An 18,160-nucleotide genomic window follows, 5' to 3' on the forward strand; every position below is an offset into this window, starting at 1 on the left:
TACTGGCGCCACTCCCTGGAGTGCTTGCCAGTCGGTCATGTCCCTGAGCCGATACGCACAACCACGGGGGTTGCACGTGGGGCCGGTGTGCATGTCCGCTTGACGGAAAGCCTTAACGCCTCCTGCAATCTCCACCTTGAACTTTCGGGTTCAAGGGCTACACCGACAGCGGTTCGTCGGGGAGCCTGAATTACCTCTGCTCGCGCCATCCTGCGGGCATCGAGCTGTCGCCCATGCGTGACAGCCCTCTCTGGGAACGCCCGTGCCATGACCGACACCGCGCCGCTCACCCGCCCTCAGCTTCGCCGCCTGCTACGTGATGCCCGCCGCGCCTTGAGTCCGGCCCAGCAACGTCAGGCCGCGCAAGGCTTGTATCGCCAACTGGCCCAACACCCCCTCTTCCGCCGTGCCAGGCACATTGCCCTCTACCTGCCCAACGACTGCGAGATCGACCCGCGCCTGCTGCTGCGTGAAGCACAACGCCGTGGCAAGCGCACGTATCTGCCGGTGCTGCACGCCTGGCCGAAGAGCAAAATGGCCTTCCAGCGCATCGAACCCGGCGAAAAGCTGCGACCGAACCGCTTTCGCATTCCGGAACCGCACGTCAGCCTGGCCCGGCAGCGTCCGGTCTGGGCGCTGGACCTGATCCTGCTGCCGCTGGTGGGATTTGATGAAGTGGGAGGACGACTGGGCATGGGCGGTGGCTTCTATGATCGAAGCCTGGCCTATCAGGCACGCCGCAAGGCTTGGAAAAAGCCGTTGCTGCTGGGCCTGGCCCATGAGTGTCAGAAGGTCGAAAAACTGGCCCAGGCCAGTTGGGATGTACCGTTGCAAGGCACGGTCTCGGACCGTGGCTGGTACCTGGCGCCTTCTTGAAAGGCGCCAGCAAGGCGATCAACGCTGTTGCGGATTGACCGGCATTTCGTAAGGGGCGTCGAGCTTGCGTTCCCAAAGGCTTTGCGCATAACCGGTAGTGACAACACCCAAACCGAACAGAAATACCAGAATCCAGAGCAAGTCCGGTTTGCGATTCATCGATTGCCCCCCTAAGGCAAACTGATCACGTTGTCAGCAACGTTTTTTAATGGTTGCAGCAGCGTCAAGCTTAAAATGGGCGCATTCTCCGACAACCTGCGGCAACACGCAAACCTTGACGCCAACCGACTGTCGGTTTGATAAAAGAGGTTATTACAAATTTTGTCAGGAGCACCATCCATGGCCTATTGGCTGATGAAATCCGAGCCAGATGAACTGTCGATCAAGGATCTGGCACGCCTGAAAGAAGCGCGCTGGGACGGCGTTCGCAACTATCAGGCACGTAACTTCTTGCGCAGCATGGCAGTGGGTGACCAGTTTTTCTTCTACCACTCCAGTTGCCCCGAGCCTGGTATCGCCGGCATTGCCCGCATCAGCGCGGCAGCCTACCCGGACCCGACCGCACTGGATCCGCAGAGCCATTACTTCGACGCCAAGGCCAACGACGAAAAGAATCCCTGGAGCGCCGTCGACGTGGCCCACGTCGAAACCTTCAGCAAGGTACTGGGCCTGGGTTACCTGAAACAGCAAACCGCCCTGGCCGAACTCCCCCTGGTACAAAAAGGCAGTCGCCTGTCGGTGATGCCGGTCACCCCTGAACAATGGGCTGCAGTACTCGCCTTGCGTTAAACCGGGTAGGATTGCCGCACATTTGACGAACATCAACGCACCAGGATCGGTGCCGCGTCACAATCTGACGCGAATGCAGCAGGATGCAGACTGATGACCCAACATACCCCGAAACTCTTCGCTGGCGCCTTGATCGCCTTGCTCCTGGCCGCCGGTGGCCTGGGCTACTGGAAGTCGCTGCACGACCGCCTGCCCGACGGCCTGAGCATGGGCAACGGCCGACTCGAAGCCACCGAAGTGCAGATTGCCAGCAAGATTCCCGGGCGCCTTGCCGAAGTGCTGGCCGACGAAGGCGACACGGTCCGCAAGGGCCAGCTGCTGGCGCGTATCGACACCCGCACCCTTGAAGCCCAGCGCAACCAGGCCGAGGCAGAAGTGCTACGTGCCCAGGAAAACTACTCTGCCGCCCAGGCCAACGTGCAACTGCGCCAGAGCGAACTGTTGCTCGCCAGCCAGGAACTCAAGCGGGTTCGGGAAATCTTCCAGCGCAAGTACGCCAGCCAGCAGTTGCTCGATCAACAACAGGCTCGCTACGACACCGCCAACTCCGCGGTGGTCGCGGCGCGCGCCCAGCTGGCTGCAATCAAGGCTGCCATTGGCGCGGCCGAGGCCCAGGTTGCCCAGCTCACCAGCGAGATCGACGACAGCAGCCTGCGCGCCCCCATTGATGGCGTCATCCAGCTGCGCCTGGCCGAACCTGGCGAAGTGCTCGGTGCCGGTGGTCGCGTGCTGATGCTGATCGACCCGAACGATCAGTACATGAACCTTTACCTGCCCGCCTCCACCACTGGCCGCCTGACCGTGGGCGACGAGGCCCGCGTGGTGCTCGACGCCCTGCCGGAAAAATCCCTGCCGGCCAAAATAGCCTTTGTCGCCGCCAAGGCCCAGTTCACCCCCAAACAGGTGGAAACCCGCGACGAGCGGCAGAAGCTGGTCTTCCGGGTCAAGCTGCGCCTGACCGAGCCCAGCGCCGTGCCGCAGGCCAAACCCGGCATGCCCGGTGCGGGTTACGTGCGCACCGCTGAAGTGGACTGGCCGGCCAACCTGCAATGAATGCCGCCGCGCTTGAGGCCCAGGGCATCAGCCACCGCTATGGCAAGTTGAATGCCCTGCAAGACATCACGTTCAACCTGCCCGCCGGCACCCGCTGTGGCCTGATCGGCCCGGACGGTGCAGGCAAGTCCAGCCTGCTCGGCCTGATCGCCGGAGTGAAAAAACTGCAGAGCGGCGAGCTCTCGGTACTGGGGGGCTCGATCCGCAAGCGGCGCCACCGCAACAGCCTGTACCCGCGCATCGCCTTCATGCCCCAGGGCCTGGGTGGCAACCTCTACCCTGAGCTTTCGATCAGCGAGAACATCCGCTTCTTTGCCACCCTGTTCGGGCTGAGCAAGGCCGAGTGCGAGCAACGTATGCACGGCCTATTGCTGGCGACCGACCTTGCGCGCTTTGCCGATCGCCCCGCGGGGAAATTATCGGGCGGCATGAAACAGAAGCTCGGCTTGTGCTGCGCGCTGATCCACGAGCCGGATCTGTTGATCCTCGATGAGCCGACCACCGGGGTAGACCCACTGTCACGCCGACGCTTCTGGGAGCTGGTCGAACAGGTCCGCCAGGAGCGGCCGCAATTGACCCTGCTGGTAGCCACCGCCTACATGGAAGAGGCCGAGCAGTTCGAGCACTGCCTGATGCTCGATCGTGGCAGGCTGATCGCCTCGGGCCTGAGCCAGACCCTGGCCAGCGTCACGCCCAGCGGCAAGCTGGATGACGCCTTCACCCACTATCAGGGCGACAGCGCCCATAACGCGCAACCGCTGCAAATCCCACCCCGTCCCGAAGGCGACACCACCATTGCCATCGAAGCGCACGAACTGACCTTGCGCTTTGGTGACTTCACTGCGGTGAACAAGGTCAGCTTTGCCATCGGCCGCGGAGAGATCTTCGGCTTTCTCGGTTCCAACGGTTGCGGCAAGACCACCACCATGAAAGTGCTCACCGGCCTGATGCCCGCCAGCGAAGGCAGCGCCACGTTGTTGGGCCGCCCGGTGGACGCCAAGGACCTGGCCACGCGTAAACGTGTCGGTTTCATGTCCCAGAGCTTCTCGCTGTATGGCGAACTCAGCGTGCGTCAGAACCTGGAGCTGCATGCGCGCCTGTTCGATTTGCCCAAGGCCGAAAGCGCTCCGCGCATCACCGAACTGATCGAACGCTTCGACCTGGGCGAGATCGCCGACCAGCAATCCGGCGCGCTGCCGTTGGGATTGCGCCAGCGCCTGTCGTTGGCAGTGGCAGTGCTGCACCGGCCTGAAGTGCTGATCCTCGACGAGCCGACCTCAGGCGTCGACCCGGCTGCCCGGGATGATTTCTGGCGTTTGCTGATCGAACTGTCGCGGGACCAGGGCGTGACCATCTTCCTGTCCACCCACTTCATGAACGAAGCCCTGCGCTGCGACCGCATTTCCCTGATGCACGCCGGCAAGGTGCTCGCCTGCGACACCCCCGCCGCCCTGCAACAGCAGTTTGCCGGCGCCACGCTGGAAGACGCCTTCGTCACTTGCCTTGAGCAAGCGCAGGGCGCAAGCGAAACGCCCGAAGCCACCGTCCCGCTCGAAACCCCGTCAGCCGCAGCCCCACCCGCGCTGCGCCAGGGCTTCAGCATCAAGCGCCTGTTCGCCGTGGCCACCCGTGAAGGCAAGGAGTTGCTGCGCGATAAGGTACGCCTGGCATTCGCCCTGGCAGGAGCGCTGTTCATGATGGTGATTTTCGGCTACGGCATTTCGCTGGACGTCGAAAACCTCGCTTTCGCCGTCTACGACCAGGATCAAAGCCCGCAAAGTCGTGCCTATCTGGAGGCGTTCCGCGGCTCGCGCTACTTTGAAGAGCAACCGCCCATTCGCGATTCGGCCCAGTTGCACAAGCGCCTGCAGCGCTCGGAGATCAAGCTGGCCCTGGAGGTTCCCCCCGGTTTCGGTCGCGACCTGCATGCAGGACGCCAGCCAGTGGTAGCTGCCTGGATCGATGGCGGCATGCCGTTTCGCGCCGAAACCAGCCGCAACTATGTCGAGGCCGTGCACCAGGCCAACCTTGAGCAACTTGCCGCCCTGAGCAGCAAAGCCTTGCCCGGGCAATCGCCGGTACGCCTGGAAACCCGCTTTCGCTACAACCAGGACGTGGTCAGCGTCAACGCCATCGGCCCGGGGGTCATGGCGCTGATTCTGGCCTTCATTCCCGCCATGCTCACGGCCCTGGGCATCGTGCGCGAAAAAGAGCTGGGCTCGATCACCAACTTTTACGCAACACCCCTGACTCGTCTGGAGTTCCTGCTCGGCAAGCAAGCGCCGTATCTGGTGATCAGCCTGGTCAACCTGGCATTGCTGGTGGCCATGAACCGCTGGTTGTTCGGCGTGCCGTTCAAAGGCAGTGCCCTGACCCTGGCCCTGGGCGGCTTCCTGTACCTGCTGGCGACCACCAGCCTGGGCTTGCTGATCTCGGCGTTCACCCGCACCCAGATCGCGGCGATTCTCGGCACCATGATCATCACCAGCCTGCCGACCATCCAGTTCTCCGGCCTGATCGTGCCGCGCTCGTCGCTCGACGGCTCGGCGGCGTTGATGGGCCAGCTGTTTCCGGCTGGCTACTTTCTCGATATCGCCGTAGGCACCTTCACCAAGGCCCTGAGCCTGCGTGAGTTGTGGCCGCAATGCCTGGCGCTGCTGGCGTTCTTCCTCGGCTTTACCGGCCTGAGCCTGGCCATGCTCAAGAAGCAGGAGGTCTGATGCATCGCTTGGCACACACCCTGCGCCTGGGCCTGAAGGAGCTGACCAGCCTGCGCCACGACAGCGTACTGCTGCTGTTTCTGCTCTATGCCTTCAGTGTGGCGATCTATATGCCAGCGGCTGGCTCAATCATCGGCGTACACAACGCCAGCGTCGCCGTCGTGGACGAAGATCACAGCCAGCTTTCACGCAAGCTGGCTGAGGCCCTCCAGCCGCCGGAGTTCCAACCGGCGGCAACTCTGGCCTACGACCAGCTCGACAACGCCATGGACAGCGGCCTGTACACCTTCGTGATCAACGTACCGGTGAATTTCCAGACTGACCTGCTGGCGGGGCGCTCCCCGGAATTGCAGGTCAATGTCGACGCCACGGCGATGAGCCAGGCGTTCATGGGCGCCGGGTACATCGGGCGGATCTTCGAGCGCGAGCTGCTCGAATATGCCAACCAGGGGTCAGCCGCCAGCAACACCCCGGCGCTGATCAGCCCGCGGGCGCTGTTCAACCCAAACCTGGAGGGCGGCTGGTTCCTTGCAGTGATCCAGATCGTCAACAACATCACCATCCTGGCGATTGTCCTGACCGGTACGGCGCTGCTGCGCGAACGCGAACACGGCACTCTCGATCACCTGCTGGTGCTGCCACTGACGGCGCTGGAAATCATGCTGGCGAAGATCGGCAGCAACGCCCTGGTGGTGGTGCTGTGTACCTGGGTGTCGTTGGAAGTGGTGGTAAAAGGCGCCCTGGGCGTACCCCTGGCGGGGTCCCTGGGGTTGTTCCTGGCGGTCACGGCGCTCTATCTGTTTGCCAGCACGTCGTTAGGAATCTTCCTCGCCACGCTGGCTCGCTCAACCCCGCAGTTCGGCCTGCTGGCCATCCCGGTGATCATCCCCATGCTGCTGCTGTCGGGCGGCAGCACGCCGCTGGACAGCATGCCGCAATGGCTGCAGTGGGTCATGCAGCTCTCGCCTTCGACCCATTTCGTCAGCCTCAGCGCCGCGATTCTGTTTCGTGACGCCGGGCTGAGCGTAGTCTGGCCCGACATACTGGCCCTGGCGGCCATCGGCCTGACGTTTTTCGCAATTGCCCTGGGGCGCTTCCGCCGCAGCCTGACGTCCTAGACCTGAACCGGCTTACTGGACGATCAGGTTGTTGAACAGCAGGTCATCCACCAGCGGCTTGCCTTCTTCGGTCTCGAGCACCTGCTGGACCTGCTTCAGGGCTTCCTGACGCAGCTTTTCCTTGGACTCGACATTGCTCAGGCTTTCCAGGTTCTGCTGGGTGAAGAGCGCCACCAGCTGGTTGCGGATCAATGGCTCATGGTGACGCACCGACGCGGCAGCCGCATCACTGTTGACCCGCAGGGCCACATCAGCCTTGTACACGCGCAGCTTCGGGCTGCCATCAAGGGCATAGTTGCCGACAAAGGGCGGGGTCAGCGAAATGTAGGAGACCTTCGGCACTCCTTCCTTGGCTTCTTCGGCCGTGGCCGCCATCGGCAGCATCAGGGCCAGCACCATCAAGATCCACGCTTTCACGAATTCGCTCCTCAAACAGTTGGCGCCAGCATACCCAGCGCGCCGATCAATCCCAAGCCCGGGCTTATGCCGGCCTATCAGGGCGGGCCATGCTCGTTGACCCGGCAACTGACCCACCTACACTTATCGGCCACTACGCGCAAAGGAATAGTCCCGATGAAAGCAGTGTTGTGCAAAACCCTCGGCCCGGCGCAGAACCTGGTCCTGGAAGAGGTTGCCAGTCCTGTCCCGAAGAAGAATGAAATCCTGTTGGATGTGCATGCGGCCGGGGTCAATTTTCCCGACACCCTGATCATCGAGGGCAAGTACCAGTTCCAGCCACCCATGCCTTTCTCGCCGGGTGGCGAGGCTGCCGGGGTGATCAGCGCCGTGGGCGAAAAGGTCGGCGATCTGAAGGTCGGCGACAGGGTCATGGCCCTCACTGGCTGGGGCAGCTTTGCCGAGCAGGTGGCAGTACCGGCCTACAACGTGCTGCCCATCCCGCCGCAGATGGACTTCACCCAGGCCGCCGCCTTCGGCATGACCTACGGCACCTCGATGCATGCCCTGCAGCAACGCGGCCAGCTCCAGGCCGGCGAAACCTTGCTGGTGCTGGGTGCCTCCGGGGGTGTGGGGCTTGCGGCGGTAGAGATCGGCAAGGCCATGGGCGCGCGGGTCATTGCAGCCGCCAGCAGCGCCGAGAAGCTTGCCGTGGCCAAGGCAGCGGGTGCCGATGAGTTGATCAACTACAGCGAGCACAGCCTCAAGGACGAGATCAAACGCCTGACCGGCGGCAACGGCGCTGATGTGATCTACGACCCGGTCGGCGGCGACCTGTTCGACCAGGCAGTGCGCGGCATTGCCTGGAACGGCCGCTTGCTGGTGGTGGGCTTTGCCAGCGGCCGCATCCCCGAACTGCCAGCGAACCTGGCATTGCTCAAGGGTGCGGCGGTGGTCGGGGTGTTCTGGGGTGCGTTTGCCCAGCGCCAGCCCGCTGACAACGCAGCGAACTTCAAGCAACTGTTTACCTGGTTCGCCGAGGGCAAACTCAAGCCGCTGGTATCGCAGACATTCCCGCTGGCCGAAGCCGGAGCGGCAATTGATACGCTGGGTCAGCGCCGGGCTGTCGGCAAGCTGGTTGTCACGACACGCTGACCCTTGGCCTTCCAGCGGTGTTAAAGCCGCTGGATCAGGCGCTCACGCAAGGCGGCCGGCCAGACATCGACGAAGTCGACACCCGGGTAGGTCTCACACTTCTTCATGATGCCGGGCAGCGCCTCCTGGAAGGATTCCGCGGTGGCTCGCGACGCTTTGTAGCTGGTGACGCCATCGACATTGAAGTTCGACATCATGCGAACCGACAGCAGCGTGGTTTCCATATCCTCGAGCGATCGGGTTGGATCATCCTTGCGGTAGAGCGCCACTTCCTCGTTGAACTGCTTGCAGGTCTTGAGCACCAACCCTGCGCGCTCGTAGATCTCCAACCACTCTTTCTTGTCGTTAAGACGGAAATGCAGATCGTTGCGCACATCAAGAAAAGCAGGGTTCTCCCTGGAGACGGTCCACGGCTTGAAACGCCATTGTCGAACGGCTTCAAGGGCGGCAGTGGCAAAGGCTGGTTCGCTACTGCTTATTACCTTCACATCAGTGACCGAACCGTCGGCCATGACCCGAAAAGACACTTTGACGGAGCCGGTGATGGTCGCCTTGCGCAACTCGGCCGGATAGACCGGTACGACTTTCTTCGCGAACTCCAGCCCTACATCCGCCTGCGCTGCCCCTGTCGCCATCAATAGCAAAATCGCAAACCACTTCATCCTTGATCCTTGCCTTCGCGATGAATGAGAAGGGCGCGATAGTAGCGTGCTAGAGCCTTCCAGACAAAGTAACAATTCTCATTACCCTGTAGGCGCGGGCCTGCCTTGCGATGAAGGCCTGCCCGTCACAATCGCTTGAACCGGGCCTCCAGATTGCGGTCAGGCATGGCATGGCTGCGCAAGGCATTGAGGGTTTGCTCGACATAGTCGCGGGTGCTGCCATAACGCCCCTTGGCGTTGGCGAGAATCATGCTGAGCAGGTCGTCCGGCAGGTTACCGGCGTAGCACGGCAGGTGCCGCTCCAGCACAAAACCCAGGGCCTGGACCTTGCTACCGTCTTCAAGACGGCAGTTGAGCCAGTGCGGCCGGTACGCCGGATACGGCATTTCGCGCTGCCACAGGGCCAGCAGGGATTCTTCCAGGCAGTCGTCCGGCAGGCGGTAGGCGAAACCGCTACAGGAGCCGCCACGGTCGAGGCCGAATACCAGACCCGGGCACTCCGGAGTGCCCCGGTGCTCGTGGGACCACAAGTAAAGCCCACGATGGTAACCATGTACCCTGGCACGCCGGCGCTCGGCTGCATTGCATTCCGGGCGCCAGATCAGCGACCCATAGGCAAACAACCAGACCGGACCACCTTGGTGACGGGACATGGTGTGATGAACCGAAAGTTTAAGTTGCTCATGGGACAGTTGCTGTCCGAAGTCGAGCAACGGAGGATAGGCCACATTCAAAGATGCAGTTTCGATCGCCGACATAGCTGCCGCCAGAATTCCTCGTGAACTACTGAAGTGAGTCACTGTAAACGAATACGTTATCCGCGTACTTACCGTACGGCAGATTGTGTATTGAACACAAGCCTCACCTCGCCCCGGGAGCGCCCTGCAATGGGGCTTTGAGCAAGCAACCGGGTGTTATTTCAAGTGTAGCGAAAGTTATTTACGCTGCTGGCAATAATTAAGTGCCTTATGCCAGGCATAAACAACGCTCGCTATTAAAGCCGGCACGCTATTGCCGCGTGCCTTATTTCGTCATTCAACCGCGAGGGGCATAAGCGAATACATCGGCGCGCATCTGGTGAGCGTCCATTCCCGCTTCAACCAGGGCATCGAGGGTGGCATAGATCATATTCGGCGACCCACTGGCATAAACATATACGCCCGCCAGATCACTCAAGTCTTCACACACCGCCTCATGCAGCATTCCGCAGCGCCCTTCCCAGCCACACAGGTCACTGACGACCTTGTGCAGGAACAGGTTCGGCAAACGCTCCCATTCGGCCCAGTGTTCGATCTCGTAGAAGTCTTCAGGGCGACGAACGCCCCAATAGAGGTGGACCGGGTACTTGAAGCCCTGGGCCCGGCAATGCTCAAGCAGACTGTGCATCTGTGCCATACCGGTACCGGCAGCGATCAACACCAGCGGCCCCTCGGGCAGTTCGGCAAGGTGGGTATCGCCAAATGGCATCTCGATCCGCGCCATGCGCGTACGCTGCAATTGCTCGATCAGCTGTTGAGCACTGTTCTCGCGGGCCAGTACGTGCATTTCCAGGTCGCGCCCACGATGAGGCGCCGAGGCCAGCGAGAAGGCGGCCTTGTCACCGCCTTCGCGTTCGATCATCAAGTATTGCCCGGCGTGGTAGCGCGGCGGCTTGCCGGCAGGCGCGCGCAGGCGTACCCGCCAGACGTCGCCACCGACCTCGACGCATTCACTCAGCTGACAGGCCAGTGTCCGTACCGGCAACTCGCCCAGGGCGAGCACGCCATCCCACAACAAGACGCAGTCCTCCAGTGGCTCGGCAATACAGGTGAACAGTTCACCGTGATCGCGCACCTGACCCTCTTGACGCACCCGGCCTTCAACCAGCAACGCGGCACAGACATGGCAGTTGCCATTGCGACAGCTCTGCGGGCAGTCGTAGCCCAGTCGGCGCGCCGCATCCAGAATCCTTTCCCCGGGATTAAGTGCCAACACGGCCCCGGACGGCTGCAAGGTTACCTGCATTTAGTCTATTCCCAACTGGTTCCACAGCTCATCGATCCGCCGGGTGACAGCTTCATCCTTGACGATGACCCGTCCCCATTCACGGGTGGTTTCACCTGGCCATTTATGGGTGGCATCCAGTCCCATCTTCGACCCCAGGCCCGAGATCGGCGAGGCGAAGTCCAGGTAGTCGATCGGGGTGTTGTCGATCATCACCGTATCGCGCTTGGGGTCCATGCGCGTGGTGATGGCCCAGATCACATCATTCCAGTCGCGGGCATTGATGTCGTCATCGGTGACAATAACGAACTTGGTGTACATGAACTGTCGCAAAAACGACCAGACACCCAGCATGACGCGCTTGGCGTGCCCCGGGTACTGCTTCTTCATGGTCACCACCGCCATGCGGTAGGAACAACCTTCCGGCGGCAGGTAGAAATCGGTGATCTCCGGGAACTGCTTCTGCAGGATCGGCACGAACACTTCGTTCAACGCCACACCGAGAATCGCCGGCTCATCAGGCGGACGGCCGGTGTAGGTGCTGTGATAGATAGGCTTTTGTCGATGGGTAATGCGCTCGACAGTGAACACCGGGAAGCTGTCGACTTCGTTGTAGTAGCCGGTATGGTCGCCGTACGGGCCTTCCGGTGCCATCTCGCCTGGGTGAATCACACCTTCGAGGATGATTTCGGCGGTGGCAGGCACTTGCAGGTCATTGCCACGGCATTTGACCAGCTCGGTCCGGTTGCCGCGCAGCAGCCCGGCGAAAGCGTACTCGGACAGGGAATCGGGCACCGGCGTCACGGCGCCGAGGATGGTGGCCGGGTCCGCCCCCAGGGCCACGGAAACCGGGAACGGCTGGCCCGGGTGCTTCTCGCACCATTCGCGATAGTCCAGGGCGCCGCCGCGGTGGCTGAGCCAGCGCATGATGACTTTATTGCGGCCAATCACCTGCTGACGGTAGATGCCCAGGTTCTGGCGGTCCTTGTTTGGCCCACGGGTCACCGTGAGGCCCCAGGTAATCAGCGGGGCCACGTCGCCCGGCCAGCAATGCTGCACGGGCAGCAGACCCAGGTCGACATCGTCGCCTTCGATGATGACTTCATGACAGGCCGCATCCTTGACCACCTTCGGCGCCATGGACACGACTTTCTTGAAGATCGGCAGTTTCGACCAGGCGTCCTTGAGGCCCTTGGGCGGCTCAGGCTCCTTGAGGAAGGCCAGCAGCTTGCCGATCTCGCGCAGCTCGCTGACCGACTCGGCGCCCATGCCCATGGCCACCCGCTCCGGGGTGCCGAACAGGTTGCCCAGCACCGGAATGTCGAAGCCCGTTGGCTTCTCGAACAGCAGGGCCGGGCCTTTGGCGCGCAGAGTGCGGTCGCAGACTTCGGTCATTTCCAGGACTGGAGAGATCGGAACCTGGATGCGCTTGAGTTCGCCGCGCTGTTCCAGGCCACGGATAAAGTCGCGCAAATCGCGATACTGCATGCAAAAGCCTCGTATTCGCCGTACCGGTCGGGGTGCAGAGTGTATCGCCTATCCCGGCCGGCCAGAATAGCCAAAGTACAGATAGCAAAAAGCCGGGTTGCCCCGGCTCTTGCGTACCACAACTGTTTTACTTGCGCTTCATCGACAAGAAGAACTCGTCGTTGGTCTTGGTCTGCTTGAGCTTGTCGACCAGGAACTCGATAGCGGCAACTTCATCCATCGGGTGCAGCAGCTTGCGCAGGATCCACATGCGCTGCAGCTCGTCGTCGGCGGTCAGCAGCTCTTCGCGACGGGTACCCGAACGGTTGATGTTGATGGCCGGGAAGACGCGCTTCTCGGCGATCTTACGGTCCAGAGGCAGCTCCATGTTGCCGGTACCCTTGAACTCTTCGTAGATCACTTCGTCCATCTTCGAGCCGGTTTCAACCAGCGCGGTGGCGATGATGGTCAGCGAGCCGCCTTCTTCGATGTTACGCGCAGCACCGAAGAAACGCTTCGGCTTCTCCAGGGCGTGGGCATCGACACCACCGGTCAGGACCTTGCCGGAGCTCGGGATCACGGTGTTGTAGGCACGGGCCAGACGAGTGATCGAGTCGAGCAGGATGACCACGTCTTTCTTGTGCTCAACCAGGCGCTTGGCCTTCTCGATGACCATTTCGGCAACCTGCACGTGGCGGGTTGGCGGCTCGTCGAAGGTGGAGGCAACCACTTCGCCGCGCACGGTGCGCTGCATTTCGGTTACTTCTTCCGGGCGCTCGTCGATCAGCAGAACGATCAGGTGGCACTCGGGGTTGTTACGGGTAATGTTCGCCGCGATGTTCTGCAGCATGATGGTCTTGCCCGCTTTTGGCGGAGCGACGATCAGGCCGCGCTGGCCTTTGCCAATCGGGGCGCAGAGGTCGATAACCCGGCCGGTGAGGTCTTCGGTGGAGCCGTTACCGGCTTCCATCTTCAGGCGCTCGTTGGGGAACAACGGCGTCAGGTTCTCGAACAGGATCTTGTTCTTCGCGTTTTCCGGCCGGTCGAAGTTGATGGTATCGACTTTCAGCAGGGCGAAGTAACGCTCGCCTTCTTTTGGCGGGCGGATCTTGCCGACGATGGTATCGCCGGTACGCAGGTTGAAGCGACGGATCTGGCTTGGCGAGACATAGATATCGTCCGGGCCGGCCAGGTAAGAGGCATCAGCCGAACGCAGGAAGCCGAAGCCGTCCTGGAGAATCTCCAGCACGCCGTCACCGGAGATTTCCTCGCCGCTTTTCGCATGCTTTTTCAACAGGGAGAAAATCACATCTTGCTTGCGCGAACGGGCCATATTTTCTATGCCCATCTGTTCGGCCATTTCGAGCAGATCGGTAATCGGCTTTTGCTTGAGTTCAGTCAGGTTCATAAGGGGAGTGACGTAATCATGTAAGAAGGGGGAATTAAGCTTCTGGCTTAATGAAGCCGCGCCGCAGAGAAGGCGACAGGATCGCGTACTGATTCGAATTAGGGATGCGTCGGCGACGGCGTGCAGAGGGCACCGAAGAAACAGTGCGAGGCCGAATGTAACACCTGCATTTTCTGGCGTCTAGTCACCCGACAAAGAAAAGCCCCGACGAATGCGGGGCTTTTTTGACTCAGATATTGGCGTCCAGGAAGGCTGCCAGCTGAGACTTCGACAGTGCGCCGACCTTGGTGGCCTCGACGTTGCCGTTCTTGAACAGCATCAGCGTCGGGATGCCACGCACGCCGTGCTTGGCCGGGGTTTCCTGGTTTTCGTCGATGTTCAGCTTGGCGACGGTCAGTTTGCCCTGGTAGGTAGCGGCGATGTCGTCCAGAACCGGAGCGATCATTTTGCATGGGCCGCACCATTCAGCCCAGTAGTCGACCAGCACCGGGCCTTCAGCCTTCAGTACGTCGGCTTCGAAGCTGGCGTCGGTGACGTGTTTGATAAGATCGCTGCTCATGGAAGTCTCCAAGGTCGTAAGCAAAAAAAACGTGGCCCATCATAGCCGCACCGGCGACGGACAGGAAGTCGCGGACGATTGAGTGTAACTATAGTTGTGCATGACGGTTCATATCGACCCTGTCACAGGAAGGTCATATTTCCTGTTCCACCTGCCCCATATCAAGCCTTGATACGCTGCGCGTTGGCGTCAGCCGTGGATCGTGGCAGGATTGCCGGGTTATCGACCGAGACCCCATGACCATGCCGCAAACCACAGCCAAGAATCTGTCCTTGATCGCTGCTATAGACCTGGGCTCCAACAGTTTCCACATGGTGGTCGCCAAGGCCCACCATACCGAGATCCGCATCCTCGAGCGCCTCGGCGAAAAGGTTCAGCTGGCCGCCGGTATAAACGAAGAGCGCCAGCTCAACGAAGAGTCCATGCAGCGCGGCTTGGACTGTCTCAAGCGTTTCTCTCAATTGATCAGCGGCATGCCTGACGGCGCGGTGCGAATCGTCGGCACCAACGCCCTGCGCGAAGCGCGCAACCGCGGCGAATTCATCCGCCGCGCCGAAGCGATCCTGGGGCACCCGGTGGAAGTCATCTCCGGGCGCGAAGAAGCCCGCCTGATCTACCTGGGCGTGTCCCACACCCTGGCCGACACCCCCGGCAAACGCCTGGTCGCCGACATCGGCGGCGGCAGTACCGAATTCATCATTGGCCAGCGCTTCGAGCCGCTGCTGCGCGAAAGCCTGCAGATGGGCTGCGTCAGCTACACCCAGCGCTATTTCCGCGACGGCAAGATCACCCCGGCACGCTACGCCCAGGCCTACACCGCAGCACGCCTGGAGCTGATGAGCATCGAGAATGCCCTGCACCGCCTGACCTGGGACGAGGCCATCGGCTCTTCCGGCACCATCCGCGCCATCGGCCTGGCGCTCAAGTCCGGCGGCATGGGCAATGGCGAAGTCAACGCCGAAGGCCTGGCCTGGCTCAAGCGCAAGCTGTTCAAGCTGGGTGAAACCGACAAGATCGACTTCGAGGGCGTCAAGCCGGACCGCCGGGCGATCTTCCCCGCGGGCCTGGCCATCATGGAAGCGATTTTCGACGCCCTGGAACTGCAGCGCATGGACCACTGCGACGGCGCCCTGCGCGAAGGCGTGCTCTACGACCTGCTAGGCCGCCATCACCATGAAGACGTGCGCGAACGCACGCTGAGCTCGCTGATGGAGCGCTACCACGTCGACCAGGGCCAAGCTGCCCGGGTCGAGCGCAAGGCCCTGCACGCCTTCGACCAGGTCGCCAAGGCCTGGGACCTGGAGGACGGGATCTGGCGTGAACTGCTGGGCTGGGCCGCCAAGGTGCATGAAGTGGGCCTGGATATCGCCCACTACCATTACCACAAGCACGGTGCCTACCTGATCGAGCACTCGGACCTGGCCGGTTTCTCCCGGGAAGACCAGCAGATGCTCGCGCTGCTGGTGCGCGGCCACCGTCGCAATATCCCCAAGGACAAGTTCGCCGAGTTCGGTGATGAAGGCGTCAAGCTGATACGCCTGTGCGTGCTGCTGCGCTTTGCGATTCTCTTCCACCACATCCGCGGCACCCAGCAGATGCCGACGGTGACGCTGCACGCCGCCGGTGAAAGCCTGGACGTCGAATTCCCGGCTGGCTGGCTTGAGCAGAACCAGCTGACCCAGGCCGACTTCGGCCTGGAGGCTGAATGGCTGACCCGGGTCGGCTTCGTCCTCAGCGTACGCTGAGGACCGGATTGCTCAGGCGTTCCAGCAAGGTCGCCTGGGCACTGCGCGGGTTCTGGTTGCCGGTCGGTGTGCTGCGTACGTAGCGACCGTCCGGCTGCAGGATCCAGGCGTGAGTGTTGTCGGTCAGGTACCCTTCCAGTTCCTTTTTCACCCGCAGGATCAACTTCTTGCCCTCCACCGGGAAGCAGGTCTCGACGCGCTTGTCGAGGTTGCGCTCCATCCAGTCGGCGCTCGACAGGAACATCTGTTCCTCGCCACCGTTGAGGAAGTAGAACACCCGGGTGTGCTCCAGGAAACGGCCGATGATCGAGCGCACATGGATGTTGTGCGATACCCCGGCAATGCCCGGACGCAGGCAGCACATGCCGCGCACCACCAGGTCGATACGCACGCCTGACTGACTGGCCTTGTACAAGGCGCGGATGATCTTCGGATCGGTCAGCGAGTTGAACTTGGCAATGATGTGCGCAGGCTTGCCGTCGAGGGCAAACTGGGTTTCCCGCGCGATCATGTCGAGCATGCCCTTCTTCAGGGTGAACGGCGCGTGCAGGAGTTTCTTCATGCGCAGCGTCTTGCCCATGCCGATCAACTGGCTGAACAGTTTGCCCACGTCTTCGCACAAGGCGTCGTCGGAGGTCAGCAGGCTGTAGTCGGTGTACAGGCGGGCGTTGCCGGCGTGGTAGTTGCCCGTCCCCAGGTGCGCATAGCGAACGATCTCGCCGGCTTCGCGACGCAGGATCAGCATCATCTTGGCGTGGGTCTTGAAGCCCACCACACCGTAGATCACCACCGCACCCGCAGCCTGCAGGCGGCTGGCCAGTTGCAGGTTGGACTCTTCGTCGAAACGCGCACGCAACTCGATCACCGCGGTGACCTCCTTGCCGTTACGCGCTGCGTCGACCAGCGCGTCGACGATCTCCGAGTTGGCACCGCTGCGGTACAGGGTCTGGCGCACCGCCAGGACGTGCGGGTCCTTGGCGGCCTGGCGCAGCAGATCGACCACCGGGGTGAACGACTCGAAGGGGTGCATGAGCAGGATGTCCTGCTTGCCGACCACGCTGAAAATATTCTCGGCGTTCTGCAACAGCTTGGGGATAGCTGGTGTGAACGGGGTGTATTGCAGCTCGGGGTGACTGTCCAGGCCGGTGATGCTGAACAACCGGGTCAGGTTGACCGGGCCGTTGACCTGGTACAGCTCGCTTTCACTCAGGCTGAACTGCTTGAGCAGGTAGTCCGAGAGGTGTTTGGGGCAGGTGTCGGCCACTTCCAGGCGCACTGCATCGCCATAACGGCGCGAGAACAGTTCGCCACGCAGGGCCCGGGCCAGGTCCTCGACATCCTCGGAGTCCAGCGCCAGGTCGGCGTTACGGGTCAGGCGGAACTGATAGCACCCCTTGACCTTCATGCCCTGGAACAGGTCATCGGCGTGCGCGTGGATCATCGACGACAGGAACACATAGTTGTCGCCAGTGCCGCCCACGTCTTCCGGAACCTTGATCACCCGCGGAAGCAAGCGCGGCGCCGGGATGATCGCCAGGCCCGAATCGCGGCCAAAGGCGTCCACACCCTCAAGCTCGACGATGAAGTTCAGGCTCTTGTTCACCAGCAACGGGAACGGGTGCGTCGGGTCCAGGCCAATCGGGGTAATGATCGGCGCGATCTCGTCACGGAAGAAGCGCCGCACCCAGGTCTTGATCTTGGTGTTCCAGTGACGGCGGCGGATAAAGCGGATCTGGTGCTTTTCCAGCTCCGGCAACAGCACGTCGTTGAGGATCGCGTATTGGCGATCCACTTCGCTGTGCACCACCTCGCTGATCCGCGCCAGGGCCTGGTGCGGTTGCAGGCCATCGGCCCCGGCCTGTTCACGGGCGAAGGTGATCTGCTTCTTCAGGCCCGCCACACGAATCTCGAAGAACTCATCCAGGTTGCTGGAAAAGATCAGCAGAAACTTCAACCGCTCCAGCAAGGGATAGTTCTCATCCAGCGCCTGCTCCAGCACACGGATGTTGAACTGCAGCTGGGACAGCTCGCGGTGAATGTACAGGCTGCTGTCATCCAGGCCAGGGATAGCGATGGCCGGCGCCGCGGGTGCCGGCGCAGGCGCGGGCGCCTCGACCTCGGCCACAGGCAACGCAGCAGGCTCAGGCGGGGTTTCGAGCAGTTGCTCGGGCACGGGCTGGGCTTGCTTCATGTCGACATCACTCAGTACTTCGTTATTCATGTGGCGTT

The 18,160-nt window shown here is 61.8% G+C and carries 16 protein-coding genes and 1 other RNA gene; 8 read left to right on the forward strand and 9 right to left on the reverse strand.

Translation table 11 applies throughout. The features are described 5' to 3' along the window. The first annotated feature begins 9 nt into the window (after positions 1-9). Both ssrS and U9R80_RS26190 read left to right on the forward strand, forming a co-directional pair. Positions 10-187: non-coding RNA, 6S RNA (gene ssrS, locus U9R80_RS26185), on the forward strand. Between the two features lie 80 nt (positions 188-267). After that, positions 268-876, forward strand: a complete 609-nt coding sequence (locus U9R80_RS26190) for a 5-formyltetrahydrofolate cyclo-ligase (RefSeq protein WP_301838739.1) — start codon at positions 268-270, stop codon at positions 874-876. A gap of 18 nt (positions 877-894) precedes the next feature. Here the strand turns inward: U9R80_RS26190 and U9R80_RS26195 are convergent, their stop codons facing one another. Then, positions 895-1,035: a hypothetical protein gene (locus tag U9R80_RS26195; RefSeq protein ID WP_165392175.1), complete on the reverse strand. Its 141-nt coding sequence runs from the start codon at positions 1,033-1,035 to the stop codon at positions 895-897. A 180-nt stretch (positions 1,036-1,215) separates the two neighbouring features. On the opposite strand from U9R80_RS26195, the gene U9R80_RS26200 reads away from it, so the two are divergent. The 4 genes from U9R80_RS26200 (at position 1,216) to U9R80_RS26215 (ending at position 6,556) form a co-directional block, all read left to right on the forward strand. Beyond that, positions 1,216-1,665 carry an EVE domain-containing protein gene (locus U9R80_RS26200; protein WP_301838744.1) on the forward strand — a complete coding sequence of 150 codons (450 nt, stop codon included), beginning with the start codon at positions 1,216-1,218 and terminating at the stop codon, positions 1,663-1,665. A gap of 93 nt (positions 1,666-1,758) precedes the next feature. Then, positions 1,759-2,718: an HlyD family secretion protein gene (locus tag U9R80_RS26205; RefSeq protein WP_301838746.1), complete on the forward strand. Its 960-nt coding sequence runs from the start codon at positions 1,759-1,761 to the stop codon at positions 2,716-2,718. After that, on the forward strand, positions 2,715-5,438 hold the full coding sequence (gene rbbA / locus U9R80_RS26210) for a ribosome-associated ATPase/putative transporter RbbA (protein WP_301838749.1): 2,724 nt from the start codon (positions 2,715-2,717) through the stop codon (positions 5,436-5,438). The genes U9R80_RS26205 and rbbA overlap by 4 nt, the downstream gene beginning before the upstream one ends. Continuing rightward, the gene (locus U9R80_RS26215) at positions 5,438-6,556 is read left to right on the forward strand and encodes an ABC transporter permease (protein ID WP_301838750.1); all 1,119 of its coding nucleotides are present in this window, start codon (positions 5,438-5,440) and stop codon (positions 6,554-6,556) included. Before rbbA ends, U9R80_RS26215 begins: the two co-directional genes overlap by 1 nt. Before the next feature lie 12 nt (positions 6,557-6,568). Here the strand turns inward: U9R80_RS26215 and U9R80_RS26220 are convergent, their stop codons facing one another. Next, complete coding sequence (locus U9R80_RS26220) at positions 6,569-6,973, reverse strand: flagellar basal body-associated protein FliL (RefSeq protein WP_301838751.1); 405 nt, start codon at positions 6,971-6,973, stop codon at positions 6,569-6,571. A 156-nt stretch (positions 6,974-7,129) separates the two neighbouring features. Between U9R80_RS26220 and U9R80_RS26225 the strand changes: the two genes are divergently transcribed. Next, on the forward strand, positions 7,130-8,107 hold the full coding sequence (locus U9R80_RS26225; RefSeq protein WP_301838752.1) for an NADPH:quinone oxidoreductase family protein: 978 nt from the start codon (positions 7,130-7,132) through the stop codon (positions 8,105-8,107). 20 nt (positions 8,108-8,127) lie between these two features. Here the strand turns inward: U9R80_RS26225 and U9R80_RS26230 are convergent, their stop codons facing one another. The 6 genes from U9R80_RS26230 to trxA form a co-directional block, all read right to left on the reverse strand. Then, positions 8,128-8,769 (reverse strand): energy transducer TonB, encoded by a 642-nt coding sequence (locus tag U9R80_RS26230; RefSeq protein ID WP_301838754.1) that lies wholly within the window; start codon positions 8,767-8,769, stop codon positions 8,128-8,130. Positions 8,770-8,894: 125 nt separating this feature from the next. Next, entirely contained in the window at positions 8,895-9,527 is a 633-nt protein-coding gene (locus U9R80_RS26235; protein WP_301838755.1) for a gamma-glutamylcyclotransferase, read from the reverse strand. A 277-nt stretch (positions 9,528-9,804) separates the two neighbouring features. Then, positions 9,805-10,773, reverse strand: a complete 969-nt coding sequence (locus U9R80_RS26240) for a CDP-6-deoxy-delta-3,4-glucoseen reductase (protein ID WP_301838756.1) — start codon at positions 10,771-10,773, stop codon at positions 9,805-9,807. After that, complete coding sequence (gene ubiD / locus U9R80_RS26245) at positions 10,774-12,240, reverse strand: 4-hydroxy-3-polyprenylbenzoate decarboxylase (protein WP_301838758.1); 1,467 nt, start codon at positions 12,238-12,240, stop codon at positions 10,774-10,776. Between the two features lie 127 nt (positions 12,241-12,367). Next, a complete protein-coding gene (gene rho / locus U9R80_RS26250) occupies positions 12,368-13,627 on the reverse strand; it encodes a transcription termination factor Rho (RefSeq protein WP_010221159.1) in 1,260 nt (419 codons plus the stop codon). 229 nt (positions 13,628-13,856) lie between these two features. Beyond that, the gene (gene trxA / locus U9R80_RS26255; RefSeq protein WP_136478672.1) at positions 13,857-14,186 is read right to left on the reverse strand and encodes a thioredoxin TrxA; all 330 of its coding nucleotides are present in this window, start codon (positions 14,184-14,186) and stop codon (positions 13,857-13,859) included. Positions 14,187-14,428: 242 nt separating this feature from the next. On the opposite strand from trxA, the gene ppx reads away from it, so the two are divergent. After that, positions 14,429-15,931, forward strand: a complete 1,503-nt coding sequence (ppx, locus tag U9R80_RS26260) for an exopolyphosphatase (protein WP_301839175.1) — start codon at positions 14,429-14,431, stop codon at positions 15,929-15,931. Here the strand turns inward: ppx and ppk1 are convergent. Beyond that, positions 15,918-18,152: a polyphosphate kinase 1 gene (gene ppk1 / locus U9R80_RS26265; RefSeq protein ID WP_301838761.1), complete on the reverse strand. Its 2,235-nt coding sequence runs from the start codon at positions 18,150-18,152 to the stop codon at positions 15,918-15,920. The two genes, ppx and ppk1, sit on opposite strands and share 14 nt — an antisense overlap. Positions 18,153-18,160: the final 8 nt, after the last annotated feature.

This window comes from Pseudomonas sp. JQ170C (assembly GCF_035581345.1).
Classification (GTDB): Bacteria; Pseudomonadota; Gammaproteobacteria; order Pseudomonadales; family Pseudomonadaceae; genus Aquipseudomonas.

Coding starts and splice junctions, on each gene's coding strand:
- U9R80_RS26190 (WP_301838739.1), top strand. CDS start 268: ATGACCGACACCGCGCCGCTCACCCGCCCTCAGCTTCGCCGCCTGCTA.
- U9R80_RS26195 (WP_165392175.1), bottom strand. CDS start 1,035: ATGAATCGCAAACCGGACTTGCTCTGGATTCTGGTATTTCTGTTCGGT.
- U9R80_RS26200 (WP_301838744.1), top strand. CDS start 1,216: ATGGCCTATTGGCTGATGAAATCCGAGCCAGATGAACTGTCGATCAAG.
- U9R80_RS26205 (WP_301838746.1), top strand. CDS start 1,759: ATGACCCAACATACCCCGAAACTCTTCGCTGGCGCCTTGATCGCCTTG.
- rbbA (WP_301838749.1), top strand. CDS start 2,715: ATGAATGCCGCCGCGCTTGAGGCCCAGGGCATCAGCCACCGCTATGGC.
- U9R80_RS26215 (WP_301838750.1), top strand. CDS start 5,438: ATGCATCGCTTGGCACACACCCTGCGCCTGGGCCTGAAGGAGCTGACC.
- U9R80_RS26225 (WP_301838752.1), top strand. CDS start 7,130: ATGAAAGCAGTGTTGTGCAAAACCCTCGGCCCGGCGCAGAACCTGGTC.
- U9R80_RS26230 (WP_301838754.1), bottom strand. CDS start 8,769: ATGAAGTGGTTTGCGATTTTGCTATTGATGGCGACAGGGGCAGCGCAG.
- U9R80_RS26235 (WP_301838755.1), bottom strand. CDS start 9,527: ATGTCGGCGATCGAAACTGCATCTTTGAATGTGGCCTATCCTCCGTTG.
- U9R80_RS26240 (WP_301838756.1), bottom strand. CDS start 10,773: ATGCAGGTAACCTTGCAGCCGTCCGGGGCCGTGTTGGCACTTAATCCC.
- ubiD (WP_301838758.1), bottom strand. CDS start 12,240: ATGCAGTATCGCGATTTGCGCGACTTTATCCGTGGCCTGGAACAGCGC.
- rho (WP_010221159.1), bottom strand. CDS start 13,627: ATGAACCTGACTGAACTCAAGCAAAAGCCGATTACCGATCTGCTCGAA.
- trxA (WP_136478672.1), bottom strand. CDS start 14,186: ATGAGCAGCGATCTTATCAAACACGTCACCGACGCCAGCTTCGAAGCC.
- ppx (WP_301839175.1), top strand. CDS start 14,429: ATGCCGCAAACCACAGCCAAGAATCTGTCCTTGATCGCTGCTATAGAC.
- ppk1 (WP_301838761.1), bottom strand. CDS start 18,152: ATGAATAACGAAGTACTGAGTGATGTCGACATGAAGCAAGCCCAGCCC.